Origin of the sequence: Xanthobacter dioxanivorans, assembly GCF_016807805.1 — a bacterium.
Taxonomy (GTDB): Bacteria; Pseudomonadota; Alphaproteobacteria; order Rhizobiales; family Xanthobacteraceae; genus Xanthobacter; species Xanthobacter dioxanivorans.
Genome location: NZ_CP063362.1, coordinates 1344561 through 1361384 on the forward strand (window position 1 = coordinate 1344561; position 16824 = coordinate 1361384).

16 protein-coding genes are annotated in these 16824 nt (G+C 70.3%); 10 read left to right on the plus strand and 6 right to left on the minus strand.

Annotated features, from left to right (window positions below; all coding sequences use genetic code 11):
* Window positions 1-10: 10 nt before the first annotated feature.
* From dnaJ to EZH22_RS06500, 5 genes are all read right to left on the minus strand, one after another.
* Window positions 11-1150, minus strand: coding sequence for a molecular chaperone DnaJ (dnaJ, locus tag EZH22_RS06480; RefSeq protein WP_203196414.1), 1140 nt, complete (start codon window positions 1148-1150; stop codon window positions 11-13).
* A 4-nt stretch (window positions 1151-1154) separates the two neighbouring features.
* Window positions 1155-1595, minus strand: a complete 441-nt coding sequence (locus tag EZH22_RS06485) for a hypothetical protein (protein ID WP_203194904.1) — start codon at window positions 1593-1595, stop codon at window positions 1155-1157.
* A gap of 84 nt (window positions 1596-1679) precedes the next feature.
* Window positions 1680-3575, minus strand: coding sequence for a molecular chaperone DnaK (dnaK, locus tag EZH22_RS06490; protein WP_203194905.1), 1896 nt, complete (start codon window positions 3573-3575; stop codon window positions 1680-1682).
* Window positions 3576-3815: 240 nt separating this feature from the next.
* Window positions 3816-4193: a VOC family protein gene (locus tag EZH22_RS06495; RefSeq protein ID WP_203194906.1), complete on the minus strand. Its 378-nt coding sequence runs from the start codon at window positions 4191-4193 to the stop codon at window positions 3816-3818.
* Window positions 4194-4311: 118 nt separating this feature from the next.
* Window positions 4312-4821: a hypothetical protein gene (locus tag EZH22_RS06500; RefSeq protein ID WP_203194907.1), complete on the minus strand. Its 510-nt coding sequence runs from the start codon at window positions 4819-4821 to the stop codon at window positions 4312-4314.
* 187 nt (window positions 4822-5008) lie between these two features.
* Between EZH22_RS06500 and EZH22_RS06505 the strand changes: the two genes are divergently transcribed.
* From EZH22_RS06505 to EZH22_RS06550, 10 genes are all read left to right on the plus strand, one after another.
* On the plus strand, window positions 5009-5638 hold the full coding sequence (locus tag EZH22_RS06505) for an alpha-ketoglutarate-dependent dioxygenase AlkB family protein (RefSeq protein WP_203194908.1): 630 nt from the start codon (window positions 5009-5011) through the stop codon (window positions 5636-5638).
* Between the two features lie 180 nt (window positions 5639-5818).
* Entirely contained in the window at window positions 5819-6763 is a 945-nt protein-coding gene (locus EZH22_RS06510; RefSeq protein ID WP_203194909.1) for a hypothetical protein, read from the plus strand.
* 117 nt (window positions 6764-6880) lie between these two features.
* Window positions 6881-8269: a sensor histidine kinase gene (locus tag EZH22_RS06515; RefSeq protein ID WP_203194910.1), complete on the plus strand. Its 1389-nt coding sequence runs from the start codon at window positions 6881-6883 to the stop codon at window positions 8267-8269.
* Window positions 8266-9300, plus strand: coding sequence for an NADH-quinone oxidoreductase subunit B family protein (locus EZH22_RS06520; RefSeq protein ID WP_203194911.1), 1035 nt, complete (start codon window positions 8266-8268; stop codon window positions 9298-9300). Before EZH22_RS06515 ends, EZH22_RS06520 begins: the two co-directional genes overlap by 4 nt.
* Window positions 9297-10754, plus strand: a complete 1458-nt coding sequence (locus EZH22_RS06525) for a nickel-dependent hydrogenase large subunit (RefSeq protein ID WP_203194912.1) — start codon at window positions 9297-9299, stop codon at window positions 10752-10754. Before EZH22_RS06520 ends, EZH22_RS06525 begins: the two co-directional genes overlap by 4 nt.
* Before the next feature lie 8 nt (window positions 10755-10762).
* Window positions 10763-13066, plus strand: a complete 2304-nt coding sequence (gene hypF, locus EZH22_RS06530; protein ID WP_203194913.1) for a carbamoyltransferase HypF — start codon at window positions 10763-10765, stop codon at window positions 13064-13066.
* A gap of 41 nt (window positions 13067-13107) precedes the next feature.
* A complete protein-coding gene (gene rsmI / locus EZH22_RS06535; RefSeq protein WP_203194914.1) occupies window positions 13108-14070 on the plus strand; it encodes a 16S rRNA (cytidine(1402)-2'-O)-methyltransferase in 963 nt (320 codons plus the stop codon).
* Window positions 14063-14452 (plus strand): YraN family protein, encoded by a 390-nt coding sequence (locus EZH22_RS06540; RefSeq protein WP_203194915.1) that lies wholly within the window; start codon window positions 14063-14065, stop codon window positions 14450-14452. The genes rsmI and EZH22_RS06540 overlap by 8 nt, the downstream gene beginning before the upstream one ends.
* A 69-nt stretch (window positions 14453-14521) precedes the next feature.
* Complete coding sequence (gshB, locus tag EZH22_RS06545) at window positions 14522-15466, plus strand: glutathione synthase (RefSeq protein WP_203194916.1); 945 nt, start codon at window positions 14522-14524, stop codon at window positions 15464-15466.
* Window positions 15467-15591: 125 nt separating this feature from the next.
* The gene (locus EZH22_RS06550; protein ID WP_203194917.1) at window positions 15592-15903 is read left to right on the plus strand and encodes a polyhydroxyalkanoic acid system family protein; all 312 of its coding nucleotides are present in this window, start codon (window positions 15592-15594) and stop codon (window positions 15901-15903) included.
* A 28-nt stretch (window positions 15904-15931) separates the two neighbouring features.
* Here EZH22_RS06550 and EZH22_RS06555 read toward each other — a convergent pair whose 3' ends face one another.
* Window positions 15932-16720: a class I SAM-dependent methyltransferase gene (locus tag EZH22_RS06555; protein ID WP_203194918.1), complete on the minus strand. Its 789-nt coding sequence runs from the start codon at window positions 16718-16720 to the stop codon at window positions 15932-15934.
* Window positions 16721-16824: the final 104 nt, after the last annotated feature.

The window sequence follows — 16824 nt, forward strand, 5'->3', positions numbered from 1 at the left end:
GCGGCGGGGATCAGGCCCCCTCGCCCGAGGCTCCCTGGAAGAACTCCTTCACCTTGGCGAAGAAGCCGGCCGATTCCGGGTGGGTCTCGCCGGAGCTTTCCTTATCGAACTCGGCGAGCAGTTCCTTCTGCCGCTTGGTGAGCTTCTGCGGCGTCTCCACCACCACCTGCACATACATGTCGCCGTGGTTGCGGGTGCGCAGGACCGGCATGCCCTTGCCGGAGAGGCGGAACCGCTTCTGCGACTGGGTGCCCTCGGGGATCTTCACCTTGGTCTTGTCGCCGTCGATGGTCGGCACCTCCACCGCGCCGCCCAGCGCCGCCGTCACCATGGAAATGGGCACGCGGCAGTAGAGATCGGCCCCCTCCCGCTGGAAAAAGGCGTGGGGCTCGATGGAGAGGAAGATGTAGAGGTCGCCGGCCGGCCCGCCGCGCACACCGGCCTCGCCTTCGCCGCCGAGGCGGATGCGCGTGCCGTCCTCGACGCCGGCGGGGATCTGCACCGACAAGGCGCGCTCGCGCGTCACCCGCCCGGCGCCGCCGCAGGCGCCGCAGGGGTCCTCGATGACCGACCCGCGCCCCTGGCAGGTGGGGCAGGTGCGTTCCAGCGTGAAGAAGCCCTGGGCATGGCGGATCTTGCCCGCCCCGCCGCAGGTGCGGCAGGCCTTCGGCTGGGTGCCGGGCTTGGCGCCGGTGCCGGTGCAGGCCTCGCAGGTGATGGAGGTGGGGATCTTGATCTGCGCCGTCTTGCCGACGAAGGCTTCCTCCAGCGTGATTTCCATATTGTAGCGCAGGTCCGCCCCGCGCCCGCGCTGCTGCCCGCCGCCGCGCCCGCGGCCCATGCTCCCGCCGAACAGGTCATCGAAGATGTCGGCGAAGGAGGAGGCGAAATCATTGCCGAAGCCGGGGCCACCCCCGCCGCCATTCTCGAAGGCGGCATGGCCGAAGCGGTCATAGGCGGCACGCTTCTGGGGGTCTTTCAGGACCTCGTAGGCCTCGTTGACCTCCTTGAACATGACCTCGGCTTCCGCATCCCCCTGGTTGCGGTCCGGATGCCATTTCATCGCAAGTTTGCGGTAGGAGGCCTTCAGCACCGTCTCGTCGGCGCCGCGGTCGCAGCCGAGGGTTTCGTAATAATCGCGCTTGGCCATGGCCTCAGAAGACCTCACTCAATTTCTCCGGCAGCTTCCGGTCAAAGACCACCACGCCCGGCTGCTTTTCGCACTGCGCCAAATCCCGCCGATAATTCACCCAGGCGCTGTTGGCCATACTTGACGGCTCGGTCCGCTGTTCGACGTGATCGTGGACGGTCGCCGCGACCACGGCCAGCGCCGAAATCAACCGGGCACACACGCGCCCATCTGCTTCTGCCGCCCGACCCCACGTGACATCGTACTCGTCAAGGAGCGCGTCATACAGCGTCAGGAGACGGCGCGGCTTGTTGCTCCGGATCGCGTCGATGAGAACCATCTCCACCACGACAGCCCGGTCGTAAAACGACTGGGCGGTCAGGCGTTTCGGCTGGTCAGCGCCCGCCGATGAAACGAGAAGGGCGCCCGATGCGGCGCCCAGAACGACCTTCGCTGCGGCCTTCATCCATCACGCCCCGATGCGATGCCTGTCCCGGCCGGAGCCGGGACAGGCATCATATTGCCCTGACATTCGCCTGAGGCGAAGGGATCAGGCCGACTTCTTCTTGTCGTCGTCGACCTCGGTGAACTCGGCGTCCACCACGTCGTCCGCCGGCTTGGAGGCACCGGCCTCGCCGCCCTGCTGGGCCGCATACATGGCCTCGCCGAGCTTGAGGGAGGCCTGGGCCAGGGTGTTGGTCTTGGCCGTGATCGCTTCGGCGTCGCCGCTCTCCAGCGTGGACTTGAGATCGGCGAGAGCCGCCTCGATGGCCCCCTTCTCCGCCGCGCCGACCTTGTCGCCGTGCTCGGCGACCGCCTTCTCGGTGGAGTGGATGAGGGCTTCCGCGTGGTTCTTGGCTTCCGCCAGGGCCTTGCGCTTCTTGTCCTCGGCCGCGTGGGCCTCGGCGTCCTTCACCATCTTCTCGATGTCGACCTCGTTGAGACCGCCGGACGCCTGGATGCGGATCTGCTGCTCCTTGCCGGTGCCCTTGTCCTTGGCCGAGACGTTGACGATGCCGTTGGCGTCGATGTCGAAGGTCACCTCCACCTGCGGCACGCCGCGGGGCGCGGGCGGGATGCCCATGAGGTCGAACTGGCCGAGCATCTTGTTGTCCGCCGCCATCTCGCGCTCGCCCTGGAAGACGCGGATGGTCACCGCGGTCTGTCCATCCTCGGCGGTGGAGAACACCTGGCCCTTCTTGGTCGGGATGGTGGTGTTGCGGTCGATGAGGCGGGTGAACACGCCGCCCAGCGTCTCAATGCCCAGCGACAACGGGGTCACGTCGAGCAGCAGCACGTCCTTCACGTCGCCCTGGAGCACGCCCGCCTGGATGGCGGCGCCGATGGCGACCACCTCGTCCGGATTGACGCCCTTATGGGGCTCCTTGCCGAAGAACTGCTTCACCACTTCCTGCACCTTGGGCATGCGGGTCATGCCACCGACGAGGACCACCTCGTCGATCTGCCCGGCGGTGAGGCCGGCATCCTTCAGCGCCAGCCGGCAGGGCTCGACCGTCCGCTGGATCAGGTCGTCCACCAGCGCCTCGAACTTGGCGCGGGTGAGCTTCATGGTCAGGTGCTTGGGACCGGAGGCATCCGCCGTGATGAAGGGCAGGTTGATCTCGGTCTGGGTCGCGGACGACAGCTCGATCTTCGCCTTCTCGGCGGCTTCCTTCAGCCGCTGGAGGGCCAGCTTGTCGTTGCGCAGGTCGATGCCCTGCTCCTTCTTGAACTCGTCGGCGAGGTAGCCCACGAGCCGCATGTCGAAGTCTTCGCCGCCGAGGAAGGTGTCGCCGTTGGTGGACTTCACCTCGAACACGCCGTCGCCGATCTCCAGCACCGACACATCGAAGGTGCCGCCGCCGAGGTCATAGACCGCAATGGTGCCGGCCGACTTCTTGTCGAGGCCGTAGGCGAGCGCCGCGGCGGTGGGCTCGTTGATGATGCGCAGCACCTCGAGGCCGGCGATCTTGCCGGCGTCCTTGGTGGCCTGGCGCTGGGCGTCGTTGAAATAAGCGGGGACGGTGATGACCGCCTTCTCCACCTTCTCGCCCAGGAACGACTCGGCCGTCTCCTTCATCTTCTGCAGGATGAAGGCGGAGATCTGCGAGGGGGAATACTTCTTGCCGTCCGCTTCCACCCAGGCGTCGCCATTGTCGGCGCGCACGATGGAGTAGGGGACGAGGTGCTTGTCCTTCTCGACGGTGGGATCGTCGTAGCGGCGGCCGATCAGGCGCTTGACCGCAAAGAAGGTGCGCTCGGGATTGGTGACGCTCTGCCGCTTGGCAGGCTGGCCGACGAGACGCTCGCCGTCCTCCGTGAAAGCGACGATGGAAGGCGTGGTGCGCGCGCCTTCGGCATTCTCGATGACTTTCGGGGCAGACCCCTCCATCACCGCAACGCAGGAATTGGTGGTGCCGAGGTCGATACCGATGATCTTGGCCATATGGTTTTCTCCTTGCCGGCAGGCCGACCGGGCCCTTTCGGCACCCGCGGGGGATGACCGCAGGCCCCTCCCGCAGCCGATCCGCCGGCCCCCTGAACGTAAATTGGGGTTCGTCGCGAAAACGACGATCGAGGCGCATATAGGGGGGTGTTCTGGCCCCGCAAGGCGTTCCGGCAGGCGGGGCGGCGCTTTTTCACGCCTTCGCGAGGACCAGCGCCGATACGATGTATCCGCCGGCAATCAATCGGCGGCGGTCATCCAGCCCATGGGCGCGCCGGTCGGGTCGGCGACGATGGCGATCCAGCCGATGCCCGGCACCTCGAACGGCGCGCGGATGACATGCCCGCCATTCTCCTCCAGCAACTTGAGCCGGGCGTCCAGCTTGTCCACGTTGATGTAGCTGAACCAGTGCGGCGGCACGGTGGGCGGCAGAAGGTCGGTCTTGTCCATCATCCCGGCCACCGCTTCCTCGCCCAGCATGGCCACATAATAGGTCCGCTCGCCCTCCATGGGCATGGCGTCGAAGGTCCAGCCCAAGGTGGCGCCGTAGAACGCCTTCGCCCGCTCCACGTCGTCGGTCATCAGCTCGTTCCAGTAGAACTTCCCGTGCGGGGCCATAAGGTCTCCTCCGTTGACGCGGCGGGCCGCGGCGGGCGGCACTATGCCGGAGACGGCGGCCGGCGGCCACCGGCTCCGGAGCGGCAGAGCGGGCCGCCCCGGACCGGTCCTCCCGGCGTCATTCAATGATGAGGATGATCCGCCGGCTGCGGGGCTCCACCACCGCCGTCTCGTTGCCGGGCATCACGACGTAGCGGTAGCCCGAGACGCCGTACCCCTCCCCGTAAGCCGGGCCGGGGGCGGCGGGCGCGTCATAATCGGCCTGGTCGAATCCCCGCGGGTCGTAGCCTTGCTGGTCGTACACCTGCTGGTCGTAGCCTTGCGGGCCGTAGATTTGCGGGCCGTAGATTTGCGGGCCGTAGCCCGGCTGCACCTCGCCGGGCGCCACCGCGAATCGCCGCAGCTCGACGCCTTGCGGCACGACCTCCCCGATGGCCGCGACGAAGCCGCCGGGGACCGGTGCTGGTGGTACCGGATGACGCAGCACATAGGTTTCCATGTAGGTGCGCTGGGCCGGGGTGAAGGTTACGTAACCTCCCGGCACCGCCACCGTGGACTGCGCTGCCGCGCCGGACGCGCCAGCCAGAAGGGCCGCGGCGCCGACACCGAGGACAAGACGGTTTCTCATGACAACTCCTCTTCCCATCCCCAGCATCCCGGGAAGACATCGTCATGGGCCAATTTGTTCCTATTTTGCCAAAATCAGCGCTGTAATATATAGTTACTATCGTATTAAAGCCCGGCTCCAGCCAAGGGAAAGCCGCCATGGCGCTCCGGCGTCTTCTTCAAATTGCCGGATTGCGGTCTTCCCGGGCATGACGGCATCTTCGGGTGCCCTCGACGTCGCCGCCGGCGCGCTGTGGTTTCGGGAGGCGCTCGACCGGCAGGCGCAAGCAGCGCTCGTCGCCGATATCCGCGCCGTCCTCGCCGAGGCGCCGCTTTTCACGCCCGCCATGCCCCGCACCGCCAAGCCCTTTTCGGTGCGCATGAGCAATTGCGGTCCCCTCGGCTGGGTGTCCGACGCCTCCGGATACCGCTATCAGACCTTCCATCCGGACACGCGCCGGCCGTGGCCGCCCCTGCCGGCGGCCCTCCTGGCGTTGTGGGAACGGTATTCGGGCTTTCCCGCGCCGCCCGAGGCCTGCCTCATCAATTATTATGGGCCCGATGCGCGCATGAGCCTGCACCAGGACCGGGACGAGGCGGACTTCACCGCGCCGGTTCTGTCGGTCTCCCTCGGCGACACCGCCCTGTTTCGCATCGGAGGCGAGGAGCGGAGCGGTCCCACCCGCTCCCTGCGCCTCGCCTCCGGTGACATTTTCCTGCTCTCGGGGCCGAGCCGCCTTGCCTTTCACGGCATCGACCGCATCCTGGCGGGGACCTCCACGCTGCTGCCCGAAGGCGGACGTTTCAACCTCACATTGCGTCGGGTCACCACCGCCTAGTCCCGGACCAGATCCCGCTGTATCAACCCGATCGGGTGGATCACGCGCCGGTCGGATGGCGAGGCAGCTCAGGAATACGTGCTCCAGGCGCGTGCTCCCGCCGCTTGCCCCGCTCGCGATCCCCACCTAAATGCCGGATTGCCGCCCGAAACGGGGCGATTGTCCGTGCCGGAGCCGTTCATGCGCCGTCCTCTTGCCGCCGTCCCCCTCGCCGTCGCGCTGGCGCTGGCTCTGCTGGTTCCCGCCATGGCCATGACCGCCGGCGTGATCTTCCCGCGCGGCTCCGTCATCGGCCTCGTGCCGCCGGCGGGGATGACGGAGAGCCAGGCCTTCCCCGGCTTCGAGGACCGCGCCCGCAACGCCTCCCTCATCATTCGCGACCTGCCGCCGGACGCCTTCGGGCAGATCGAGGCCGGCATGAGCGAGCAGGCCCTCGCGGCCAAGGGGGTGACCCTGCTGAAGCAGGAGCCGTTCCCCCTCGCCGGCGCCCGGGCGATGCTCTACGAGGCGACCCAGTCCGCCGGTCTGGTGACGGTGCGCAAATGGGTGCTGCTGGCCGGCAACGAGACCGTGACGGCCTTCCTGACCTTCCAGGCGCCGGACTCCGAGAGCGAGGCCTACCCGTCCGCCGTGGTCAAGGCCGCCTTCGCCACATTGTCCATCCGCTCGGTGACCGAGCAGATGGCGGCGCTCCCCTTCGCCCTCACCGACCTGGCTGGCTTCCGCCCGGTGGCCACCGCGGGAGGCACGGTGGTGTTCCTCACCGACGGACCAAAGAATGCCATCGAGGGCGCCGAGCAGCCGGTCTTCGTGGTGTCCATCGGCGCGCCGTCCCCGCGCGAAGGCGATCGCCGCGACTTCGCCGTGCGCCTCATGTCCGGCCTGCCCGGGGTGCGGGAGCTGCGGCTCGAGCGGGCCGAGCCGCTGCGCATCTCCGGCCAGACGGGCTTCGAGGTCATGGCCACCGGCAAGGACGCGAAGACCGGCACCCCCATCAAGGTGGTGCTGTGGCTCCGCTTCGGACCGACTGCCTTCCTCCAGATGGTGGGCATCACCAGGCAGGACGACTTCCCCGACCTCTACGACCGCCTGCGCGCCCTGCGGGACGGGATCGAGTCGCGCTGACGCGGCCTGGACGTCAACGGAACACCACCTGGGCGCCGCCGGACACCTCGGGCGTTGCGCCCGGGGACGGGCGGGATTAACCTTCTCTTTTCGCCGCCTCGTGCCCAGGACCGCCGCATGCCCCTCCCCGAGGGCAAGGACTTTCTCACCGACACGCCCCTCGCCTTCGCCGGGGCCGGGACGGAATTCGGCGCGGTGGACGCGGAGGAGGCGTGGATCGCCGTCATCCGCAAGATGGACGAGACCTATGCCGAGCTCGTCCGCCAGCAGGTGGAGCTGGAGGAGAAGAACGCCGCGCTGGAGGAGGCCCAGGGTTTCATCGCCGGCCTGCTCGGCTCCATGACCGACGTGCTGGTCGCCTGCGACCTCTCCGGCCGGGTGGAGCAGGTGAACCTCGCCGCCGAGCGCGCCTTCGGCCAGCGCGCCGACGCCCTCCTCGGCCGCCCCCTCGCCGAACTCCTTGATGCCGCCTCCCCCACCGGCGCCGCCGACGTCCTGTCCACCGTGGCCCGACGCCAGCGCATCGCCGACCGGGAATTCGCGCTGGCGACGCCGGATGGGCCGCTCGCGGTGTCCGTCAACGGCGCGCTGCGCTTCGACCCGCGCGGACGGGCGGTGGGCATCGTGCTGGTGGGCCGGCCCATCGGCGAGCTGCGCGCCGCCTATCACGAGCTCGCGCAGGCCCACGAGCACCTCAAGCGCACCCAGCAGCAGCTCGTGCATGCCGAGAAGATGGCCTCCCTCGGCCGGCTGGTGGCGGGCGTCGCCCACGAGCTCAACAACCCCATCTCCTTCGTCTACGGCAATGCCCACGCGCTGAAGCGCTATGCCGAGCGGCTCATTGCCTATCTCGACGCGGTGCATGCCGGCGCCGATCCCGCAAGCCTCGCCAAGGTGCGGGGCGAGTTGCGCGTGGACCGGGCGCTCGCCGACATCCCCGCCACCCTTGCCGGCATGCTGGAAGGCGCCGAGCGGGTGCGCGACATCGTGGCGGACCTGCGCCGCTTCTCCTCCGACCGGCGCGAGGCGCGCGAGGTGTTCGACATGGCCTCGGTGGTGCGCTCGGCGGTGGACTGGGTGGCGAAATCGCAGATGCCCGATCTCTCCATCCATGTCAGCGTGCCGGAGGGGCTGGAGGTCGTGGGTCATCCCGGCCACATCCACCAGGTCATGATGAACCTCGTGCAGAACGCCGTGGACGCCATGGAGGGCCGGCCCGACCGTCGGCTCGAGATCACCGGCGCCCGCGTCGCCGCACCGGGGGGCGGGCAGAAGGGCGGACAGGTGGTGGTGCGGGTGCGCGACACCGGGCCGGGCATTCCCGAGGAGATCATCGGGCGTGTCTTCGATCCCTTCTTCACCACCAAGCCGGTGGGCAAGGGCACCGGGCTGGGCCTGTCCATCTGCTACCGCATCGCCGAGGAGCACGAAGGCCGGCTGGAGGCCGCGAACCATCCGGACGGCGGGGCGGTGGTCGCCCTCGTCCTGCCGGAGAGCCGGCCATGAGCGCGAGACCGGGGCCGGTTCCGCCCCGCCGTCCCTTCACCGTGCTCTGGCTGCAATCGGGCGGGTGCGGCGGCTGCACCATGTCGCTGCTCTGCGCCGAGGCGCCGGACCTGTCGGCGACCCTCGCCAGCGCCAACATCCGCTTCCTCTGGCACCCGACCCTCTCGGAGGAGACCGGCGCAGAGGCGCTCGCCCTGTTCGATGCCGTGCTGTCGGGCGAGGCGCCCCTCGACGCCCTGTGCGTGGAGGGCGCCCTGCTGCGCGGCCCCAACGGCACCGGGCGGTTCCACATGCTGGCCGGCACCAACGTCGCCACCATCGAATGGGTGCGGCGGCTGGCGGCCGTGGCCGAGCACGTGGTGGCGGTGGGGACCTGCGCCGCCTATGGCGGCGTGACCGCCGCCGGCGTCAATCCGGCCGACGCCTGCGGCCTGCAATATGACGGGCGCCGTCCCGGCGGCGCGCTGGGGACCGCCTTCCGCTCCCGCTCCGGCCTGCCGGTGATCAATATCGCCGGCTGCCCCACCCATCCCAACTGGGTGACCGAGACGCTGATGCTACTCGCCGCCGGGCTGATCCACGCCGACGACCTGGACATCTACGCCCGCCCGCGCTTCTACGCCGACCACCTCGTTCATCACGGCTGCCCGCGCAACGAATATTACGAGTACAAGGCAAGTGCCGAGAAAATGAGCGACCTCGGCTGCATGATGGAGCATCTGGGCTGCCTCGGCACCCAGGCCCATGGCGACTGCAACACCCGCCTGTGGAACGGCGAGGGGTCCTGCACCCGTGGCGGCCACGCCTGCATCAACTGTACCGCGCCGGAATTCGAGGAGCCGGGCCATGCCTTCCTGGACACGCCGAAGATCGGCGGCATCCCGGTGGGCCTGCCCACGGACATGCCCAAGGCCTGGTTCATCGCCCTCTCCTCCCTCGCCAAGGCGGCGACGCCGGAACGCCTCAGGCGCAACGCCACCTCCGACCACGTTCTGACGCCGCCGGCCGTCCGGGACATCCGGAAACGATGAGCCAAGGCCCCACGCGCCTCGTCGTCGGCCCGTTCAACCGGGTGGAAGGCGATCTTGAGGTCCGCCTCGACGTGGCCGACGGAGCGGTGCGGGAGGCGTTCGTCTCCTCGCCCCTCTTCCGCGGCTTCGAGCGCATCCTGGAAGGGCGCGACCCGCGCGACGCCCTCGTCATCGCCCCGCGCATCTGCGGCATCTGCTCGGTGTCCCAGTCCCATGCGGCGGCGGTGGCGCTGGCGGCGCTCCAGGGCATCGCACCGACGGACAATGGCCGTGTCGCCACCAACCTGATCCTCGCCACCGAGAACGTGGCCGACCACCTCACCCACTTCCACGTCTTCTTCATGCCCGACTTCGCCCGCGCCATCTATGAGGACCGGCCGTGGTTCGCCACCGCCGCCCGGCGCTTCAAGGCGGCGCAGGGGGAGAGCGTGCGCCGGGCGCTGGCGACGCGGACGACGCTGCTCCATGTGCTGGGCCTGCTCGCGGGCCGCTGGCCGCATACGCTGGCACTCCAGCCCGGCGGGGTGGCGAAAGGGGCGGACGCGCGGGACCAGATGCGTCTTCTCGCCACCCTCGGCGCCGTGCGGGCGGACCTGGAGGAACGCCTTTACGGCGCGCCGCTGGAGCAGGTGGCGGAGCTGTCCGCCGCCGCCGACCTCGATGCGTGGCGTCGAGCCGGGCCGGATGGCGATTTCCGCCTGTTCCTGGAGATCGCCGCCGATCTCGATTTGGTCACCCTCGGCCGCGCCCACGACCGGTTCCTGTCCTACGGTGCCTATCCGCAGGCGGACGGACGGCTCTATGCCCCTGGCACCTTCGCCGGGGGACGGGACGGCGCGCTCGATCCCGCCGCCATCGCCGAGGACCACACCTTCGCCCGCATGGAAGGCCGGGAGGGTCCCCACGCCCCGTTCGAGGGCTCGACCTTCCCCGATGCGGCGGACGAGACCGGCTACACCTGGTGCAAGGCGCCGCGGCTGTCCGGCCTCACCTTCGAGACCGGCGCCTTCGCCCGGCAGGTGGTGGCGGGCCATCCCCTCGCCCGCGACCTTGCCACGGCGGAAGGCGCCAATGTGCGCTCGCGGGTCGTCGGCCGGCTGGTGGAGACGGCGCGCACCCTCGTGGCCATGGAAGGCTGGGTGCGGGAGCTGGAACCCGGCGCGCCTTGGTGCGCCCAGGGCACGATGCCCCATGCCGGCCGCGCCTTCGGGCTGACCGAAGCCGCGCGCGGCGCGCTCGGCCACTGGATGGTGGTGGAGAAGGGCCGCATCGCCCGCTACCAGATCATCGCCCCCACCACCTGGAACTTCTCGCCCCGCGATGCCGGAGGCCAGCCCGGACCGCTGGAAACCGCCCTCGTGGGCGCGCCGATCCGACAGGGAGAGACCACGCCGGTGAGCGTGCAGCACATCGTGCGCTCCTTCGATCCTTGCATGGTCTGCACGGTGCATTGAGCCGTCCCATGCCGAACGGGAAAGGGGGGGCGGAGCAGATCGAGGTCTGCGGCATCGTTCAGGGGGTGGGCTTCCGCCCCTTCGTCTACCGCCTCGCCGCGCGGCTCGGCCTCGACGGTGATGTGCGCAATGCCGGCGACCGGGTGATCATCCACGCGAGCGGCCCCCGCGCGGTCCTCGATGCCTTCGCCGCGGCTCTCTTGGCCGAAGCCCCCGTGCTGGCGCGGGTGGAAGCGATCACGCGACGCCCGGCGGCCGTGCCCGAGCCCGGTTTCCGCATCATCGAGAGCGGCGCCGGCACCGTGTCAGTCGGCGTAGTGCCGGACGTGGCCACCTGCCCCGCCTGCCGCGCCGAGATCGCCGACCCGGCGGCCCGGCGCCATCGCTATGCCTTCACCAACTGCACCGATTGCGGGCCGCGCTTTTCCATCGTCACCGGCCTGCCCTATGACCGGCCGGCCACCACCATGGCCGGCTTTGCCATGTGCCCCGCCTGCCGGGCGGAATATGAAGACCCCGCCGACCGCCGCTTTCATGCCCAGCCCATCGCCTGCCCGGACTGCGGACCGCGCCTGTGGGTGGAAGGCGCAGGCGCGCCCGCCGAGGCGAACCCCATCGGCCATGCCGCCGCCCTGCTGCGCGCCGGCCGCATCCTCGCGGTGAAGGGGCTCGGCGGCTTCCACATCGCCTGCGACGCCACCTGCGAGACCGCCGTCGCCGAACTGCGCGCCCGCAAGCATCGGCCCACCAAGCCCCTCGCCGTCATGGCGGACCTCGCCACCGCCCACGGGCTGTGCACCATTTCGGCGGACGAGGACGCCGCGCTCCTCCATCCCTCCGCCCCGATCCTGCTGCTGCCCCTGAAACAAGGCGCGCCATTGGCGTCCGGCATCGCCCCCGGCCAGCACCATCTCGGCCTGATGCTGCCCTACACGCCGCTGCACCACCTGCTGCTCGCCGAGACCGGCCGACCTCTGGTGATGACCTCGGGCAACCGCTCCGGCGAGCCGCAGATCTTCCGCGACGATGCGGCGCGCGATGGCCTCGCCGGCATCGTCGATGCCTTCCTGATGCACGACCGGCCCATCGCCCGGCGCCTCGACGACAGCGTCGCACGCACCGCCGCCGGGGCGCCCAGGGTGATGCGGCGCGGGCGGGGCCTTGCCCCCGTGCCGCTGCCGTTGCCGCAGGACTTCGCCGGCGCCCCGCCCGTCCTCGCCATGGGCGGTGAACTGAAGAACGCCCTCTGCCTCACCCACGGGTCGAAGGCGCTGCTCTCCCACCATCTCGGCGACCTGGACGAGCCGGCCACCGGCGACGCCTACGAGATCGCCCTTGCCGACTACACCGCCTTGTTCACCCATCGCCCGCAGGTGGTGGCGGTGGACCTGCACCCCGACTACCGCGCCACCCGCCTCGGCGAAGCCGTCGCGCTGGCGCGCGGCCTCGTGGTGGAGCGGGTGCAGCACCACCACGCCCATGTCGCCGGCGCCATGGCGGAGAATGGCTGGCGAAGGGCGAACGGGCCGGTGGTGGGCATCGCCCTCGACGGGCTGGGCCTCGGCGAGGATGGCACCGTCTGGGGCGCCGAGGTGCTGGTCTGCGATTACCGGACGAGCCGCCGCGCCGCGCGCCTCTCGCCCATTCCGCTGGCCGGCGGCGACGCGGCGAGCCGCGAGCCGTGGCGCGTGCTGCTGGCCCATCTCGACCGCGCCCTGGGGCCGGCGGCGGTGGCTGGCGATCCGCATCTCGCCAGCCTGTTCGCGGGAAAGCCCGTCGCCACCCTGCGCGCCATGGTGGGCAGGGGGCTGAACGCGCCGTCCGCCTCGTCCGCCGGCCGGCTGTTCGACGCGGTGGCGGCGCTCCTGCGCCTCGCGCCGGACCGGCTGAGCCACGAGGGCGAGGCCGCCATGGCCCTGGAGGCGGTGGCGGTCACGGAAGCCGGCACTCCCCCCTATCCGTTCGCGCTGCGCCCGGAAGCGGGTCTGACCGAAATCGATCCCGCCCCGCTCTGGCAGGCGCTGATGCAAGATCTTCATGCCGGCCGGAACCGCGGCGCCATGGCCGCCGCCTTCCACACCGGCCTCGCCGATGTGTTCGCCACCGTGGCGGCCCATACTGCCACGGCGGAGGGGCTCGCCACCGTCGCCGTCTCCGGCGGCGTCTTCCAGAATGCGCTGCTGCTGGAGGAAACGGCACGGCGGCTCCGGCGGCACGGCCTCACGGTGCTCGTTCCCGCCCAGGTGCCGGCCAATGACGGCGGCCTCGCCTTCGGCCAGGCGGTGGTCACGGCGGCGCGGCATATGGGCTGAGGCCCGTTTTCGTCCCGCCCCGGCGGGGCTATGGTGATTCGATGACCAGTCCGCACAGATCGCCCTCCCCCGCCCGGCCGGAACCCCATGCCGCAGGGGGCGCGAAGACCTTCCTCCTCGCCGGGACGACCGTGTCCCCGCCGCCCCTCTCGCCGGGCCTGCACGTGGTGGCGACCCCCATCGGCAACCTCGCCGACGTCACGATCCGTGCCCTGGAGACCCTGGCGGCGGCGGACATCATCGCCTGCGAGGACACCCGCATGTCCCGCCGCCTGCTGGACCGCTACGGCATCACCACCTCCCTCGTGCCATACCACGACCACAACGGCGCCAGCGCCCGGCCGAAGCTGCTGGCCCGGCTGGCCGGCGGGGCGCGGGTCGCCCTCATCTCGGACGCGGGCACGCCCCTGGTCTCCGATCCCGGCTTCAAGCTGGTGGTGGAAGCGGCCGAGGCCGGCCACAAGGTGCATCCCGTGCCCGGCGCCTCGGCGCTGCTCGCCGCCCTCGTCGCCGCCGGCCTGCCCACCGACTGCTTCCTGTTCGACGGCTTCCTGCCACCGAAGGGCGGCCAGCGCAGGAACCGCATCGCCGCGCTCGCCACGGTTCCGGCCACCCTCGTCTTCTACGAGAGCGGCCCGCGCCTGGCCGAAAGCCTCGCCGACCTTGCCGAGCGTCTCGGCCCCCGCAAGGCGGCCATCTGCCGCGAGCTGACCAAGACCTTCGAGGAGGTGCGCCGGGGCGACCTTCCCACCCTCGCCGCGCATTATGCCGGAGTGGAGGCTCCGCGGGGCGAGATCGTGCTCGTCATCGGCCCGCCGCTGGAGGAGGCCGCCGGCGATGCGGCGGTGGACGCAGCCCTCGCCCGCGCCCTCAGGGAGAGCTCGCTGAAGGACGCGGTGGCCGCCGTCGCGGCGGTGACCGGGCGTCCGAAACGCGAAGTCTATGCCCGGGCCCTCGCCGTGACCGAGGGCCGCTCCGGTCCGCAGCCCGCCGGCGATGACTGAGCCGCCGGCCTCGCCGGACACGCAGCGCCGCCGTGCCGCCCACGACCGGGGGCTCGCCGCGGAAGACCGCGCCGCCGCCCTGCTGGGCGCGCGGGGCTTCAACATCCTTGCCCGGCGCGTGCGCACCAAGGCCGGGGAGATCGATCTCATCGCGCGGCAGGGCGACCTGCTCGTCTTCTGCGAGGTGAAGCTCAGGGCCGGCCTCGCCGAGGCGGCCTTCTCCCTGCTGCCGCGCCAGCGGCGGCGCATCGCCGCCGCCGCAGCGGCCTACCTCGCGGCGCACCCGGAATTGTCAGCCCTCAACATGCGCTTCGACGCGGTGCTGCTCGCCCGCACCGGCGAGGCCGAGCACCTGCCCGGCGCGTTCGAGGCGGAGTTCTGAAGCAAGGTGGCGGGGCGCGCCCGCCGCCTATAGATAAGGCGAAGCCCCCCGTGGGCGCCGGAGATTGCCATGGCCCTCAAGGTCGCGGTCCAGATGGACCACATTGCCAACATCAACATTGCGGGCGATTCCACCTTCGCCCTCCTGCTCGAAGCCCAGCGGCGCGGGCACACGCTTTACCATTACACGCCCGACCGCATGGCCATGCGCGACGGCCAGGTCTTCGCCACCATCGAGCCGCTCGAGGTGAAGGACGAGGCGGGAGCCCATTTCCTCCTCGGCGAGAAGCGGCGCGTGGCGCTCGGCGAGATGGACGTGGTGCTGATGCGCCAGGACCCGCCCTTCGACATGGCCTATGTGACGGCGACGCACCTGCTCGAGCGCATTCATCCCAAGACGCTGGTGGTGAACGACCCGGCCCATGTGCGCAATGCGCCGGAGAAGATCTTCGTCACCGAGTTTCCCGAGCTGATGCCGCCCACGCTGATCACCCGCGACCTCGACGAGATCAAGGCCTTCCGGGCCGAGTTCGGCGACGTGGTGATGAAACCGCTCTACGGCAATGGCGGGGCCGCCGTGTTCCGCCTGACCGCCGACGACCTCAATTTCGGCTCGCTCTACGACCTGTTCGCCACCACCTTCCGCGAGCCCTGGGTGGTCCAGCGCTTCCTGCCCGCCGTGAAGCACGGCGACAAGCGCATCATCCTGGTGGACGGCGAGGCGGCCGGGGCGGTGAACCGGGTGCCCAGCGAGGGCGATCTTCGCTCGAACATGGTGCGCGGCGGCGCGGCGAAACCCACCGACCTCACCGACCGGGAACTGGAGATCTGCGCGCGCATTGGTCCTTCGCTGAAGAAGATGGGGCTCATCTTCGTGGGGATCGACGTGATCGACGGCAACCTCACCGAGATCAACGTCACCTCGCCCACCGGGCTGCGCGCCATCAAGCGTCTCGGCGGACCGGACATTGCGGCGCAGATCTGGGACCGGATCGAGGAGAAGCGCGCGGCCTGAGGCCGCACGCCGCCCCGGGGAACCCGGACCGCCCCGGAAGTCCGGGTTCCCCGGGCGTCGTGCCAGAAGTCCGTGTCCAGAAGGTCGTGCCCGGCCGCGGCACGGGACAAGCAACGGGAGCAGCCATGGGACAGCCCTTCACCGCCTCCATTCCGCACCGCCTCGGCCAGGCGGAGGCGGTGCGGCGACTTCAGGTCGGGCTCACCACCGTGCGCGACCGCTTCGGCCGCCACATCACCCTCCTCGAGGAGGTGTGGACCGGCGCGCACCTGGACTTCCGCATCGCCGCCCTCACCCAGACCGCAAACGGCACCCTGGACGTGACCGATGATGCCGTTCACCTCTCGGTGGAGCTGCCCTTCCTCCTCGACCTGCTGGCCCGCAAGGCGCAGGGGCTGATCAAGAAGCAGGGCACGCTGATGCTGGAGAAGAAATAGGGCCGAGCCCAGGACCCCTCCGTCACCCTCACGCCGCTTCCAGCTCCAGGGTCAGGGTGTCGAGGGTGAAGGAACCGTCCGGCTCGAACTCGAAATGGCTGGCCACCTCCGCGGCCGCCCCGGCGAACAGGGAACGGATCGCGGCCACGTGCAGGTCCGGCGTGCGGATGCGGGCGACCCAGGAGGCAAATTCCAGCCGCAGGCGCCGGCGCGCGGTGCGCGTCACCCGCAGGCGGGCGGTCTCCGCGAAATCCACCCATTCCGCCTCGCTGTAATCCCGGCCGTGCGAGGGATCGCGCAGGATCTCCACCGCCTGGAGGAAGCTGTCCGCCACGGGCCAGTCGGGGGCGATCACGTCCATGATCACCATCCGGCCCTCGTCCTTCAGCACGCGCCGCGCCTCATGCATCGCCGCCGGCACGTCGCGCCAGTGGTGCGCGCTGTAGCGGGAGGCCACCAGGTCGAAGCTGCCGTCGGCGAAAGGCAGGCGTTCGGCCACGCCCTGCTGGGTGACGATATTGTCGAAGCCGCGCCGCTGCGCCTCCGCCGTGACGGCGCCCAGCATGTCGGCGGAAAGGTCGTAGGCCACCACGGCGCCGGAATGGGGCGCGGCGGTGAAGCTCACATGGCCGCCGCCGCAGCCGAGGTCCAGCAGCCGGGCCGGGCGCAGATCCTCGACCAGTGCCGCCAGTGCTTCGAGATCGGCGCCACGCGCATGCACCGCGCTCGCCACATAGGCCGCCGCCTGCGGCCCGAACATCTCGGCCACGTGGCTGTCATGGCTGTGCACGCCGCCTTCCGAACCCGCCGCCCCCATGGCCGCACACCTCATCCCGCCGAAGCTGCGCGGGAGCATAACCGGGAGCGGACGCCGCGCAAGCGGAATTGTTCCACTTTCGTTCTTGCCGCTGAGGCGTGTCT

Bases quoted from the DNA above. Each gene is read 5' to 3' on its own strand.
- dnaK (WP_203194905.1), bottom strand. From the start codon at position 3,575: ATGGCCAAGATCATCGGTATCGACCTCGGCACCACCAATTCCTGCGTT.
- EZH22_RS06540 (WP_203194915.1), top strand. From the start codon at position 14,063: ATGACTGAGCCGCCGGCCTCGCCGGACACGCAGCGCCGCCGTGCCGCC.
- EZH22_RS06500 (WP_203194907.1), bottom strand. From the start codon at position 4,821: ATGAGAAACCGTCTTGTCCTCGGTGTCGGCGCCGCGGCCCTTCTGGCT.
- EZH22_RS06495 (WP_203194906.1), bottom strand. From the start codon at position 4,193: ATGGCCCCGCACGGGAAGTTCTACTGGAACGAGCTGATGACCGACGAC.
- EZH22_RS06515 (WP_203194910.1), top strand. From the start codon at position 6,881: ATGCCCCTCCCCGAGGGCAAGGACTTTCTCACCGACACGCCCCTCGCC.
- gshB (WP_203194916.1), top strand. From the start codon at position 14,522: ATGGCCCTCAAGGTCGCGGTCCAGATGGACCACATTGCCAACATCAAC.
- dnaJ (WP_203196414.1), bottom strand. From the start codon at position 1,150: ATGGCCAAGCGCGATTATTACGAAACCCTCGGCTGCGACCGCGGCGCC.
- EZH22_RS06505 (WP_203194908.1), top strand. From the start codon at position 5,009: ATGACGGCATCTTCGGGTGCCCTCGACGTCGCCGCCGGCGCGCTGTGG.
- EZH22_RS06510 (WP_203194909.1), top strand. From the start codon at position 5,819: ATGCGCCGTCCTCTTGCCGCCGTCCCCCTCGCCGTCGCGCTGGCGCTG.
- EZH22_RS06525 (WP_203194912.1), top strand. From the start codon at position 9,297: ATGAGCCAAGGCCCCACGCGCCTCGTCGTCGGCCCGTTCAACCGGGTG.
- EZH22_RS06555 (WP_203194918.1), bottom strand. From the start codon at position 16,720: ATGGGGGCGGCGGGTTCGGAAGGCGGCGTGCACAGCCATGACAGCCAC.
- EZH22_RS06520 (WP_203194911.1), top strand. From the start codon at position 8,266: ATGAGCGCGAGACCGGGGCCGGTTCCGCCCCGCCGTCCCTTCACCGTG.
- EZH22_RS06550 (WP_203194917.1), top strand. From the start codon at position 15,592: ATGGGACAGCCCTTCACCGCCTCCATTCCGCACCGCCTCGGCCAGGCG.
- EZH22_RS06485 (WP_203194904.1), bottom strand. From the start codon at position 1,595: ATGAAGGCCGCAGCGAAGGTCGTTCTGGGCGCCGCATCGGGCGCCCTT.
- hypF (WP_203194913.1), top strand. From the start codon at position 10,763: ATGCCGAACGGGAAAGGGGGGGCGGAGCAGATCGAGGTCTGCGGCATC.
- rsmI (WP_203194914.1), top strand. From the start codon at position 13,108: ATGACCAGTCCGCACAGATCGCCCTCCCCCGCCCGGCCGGAACCCCAT.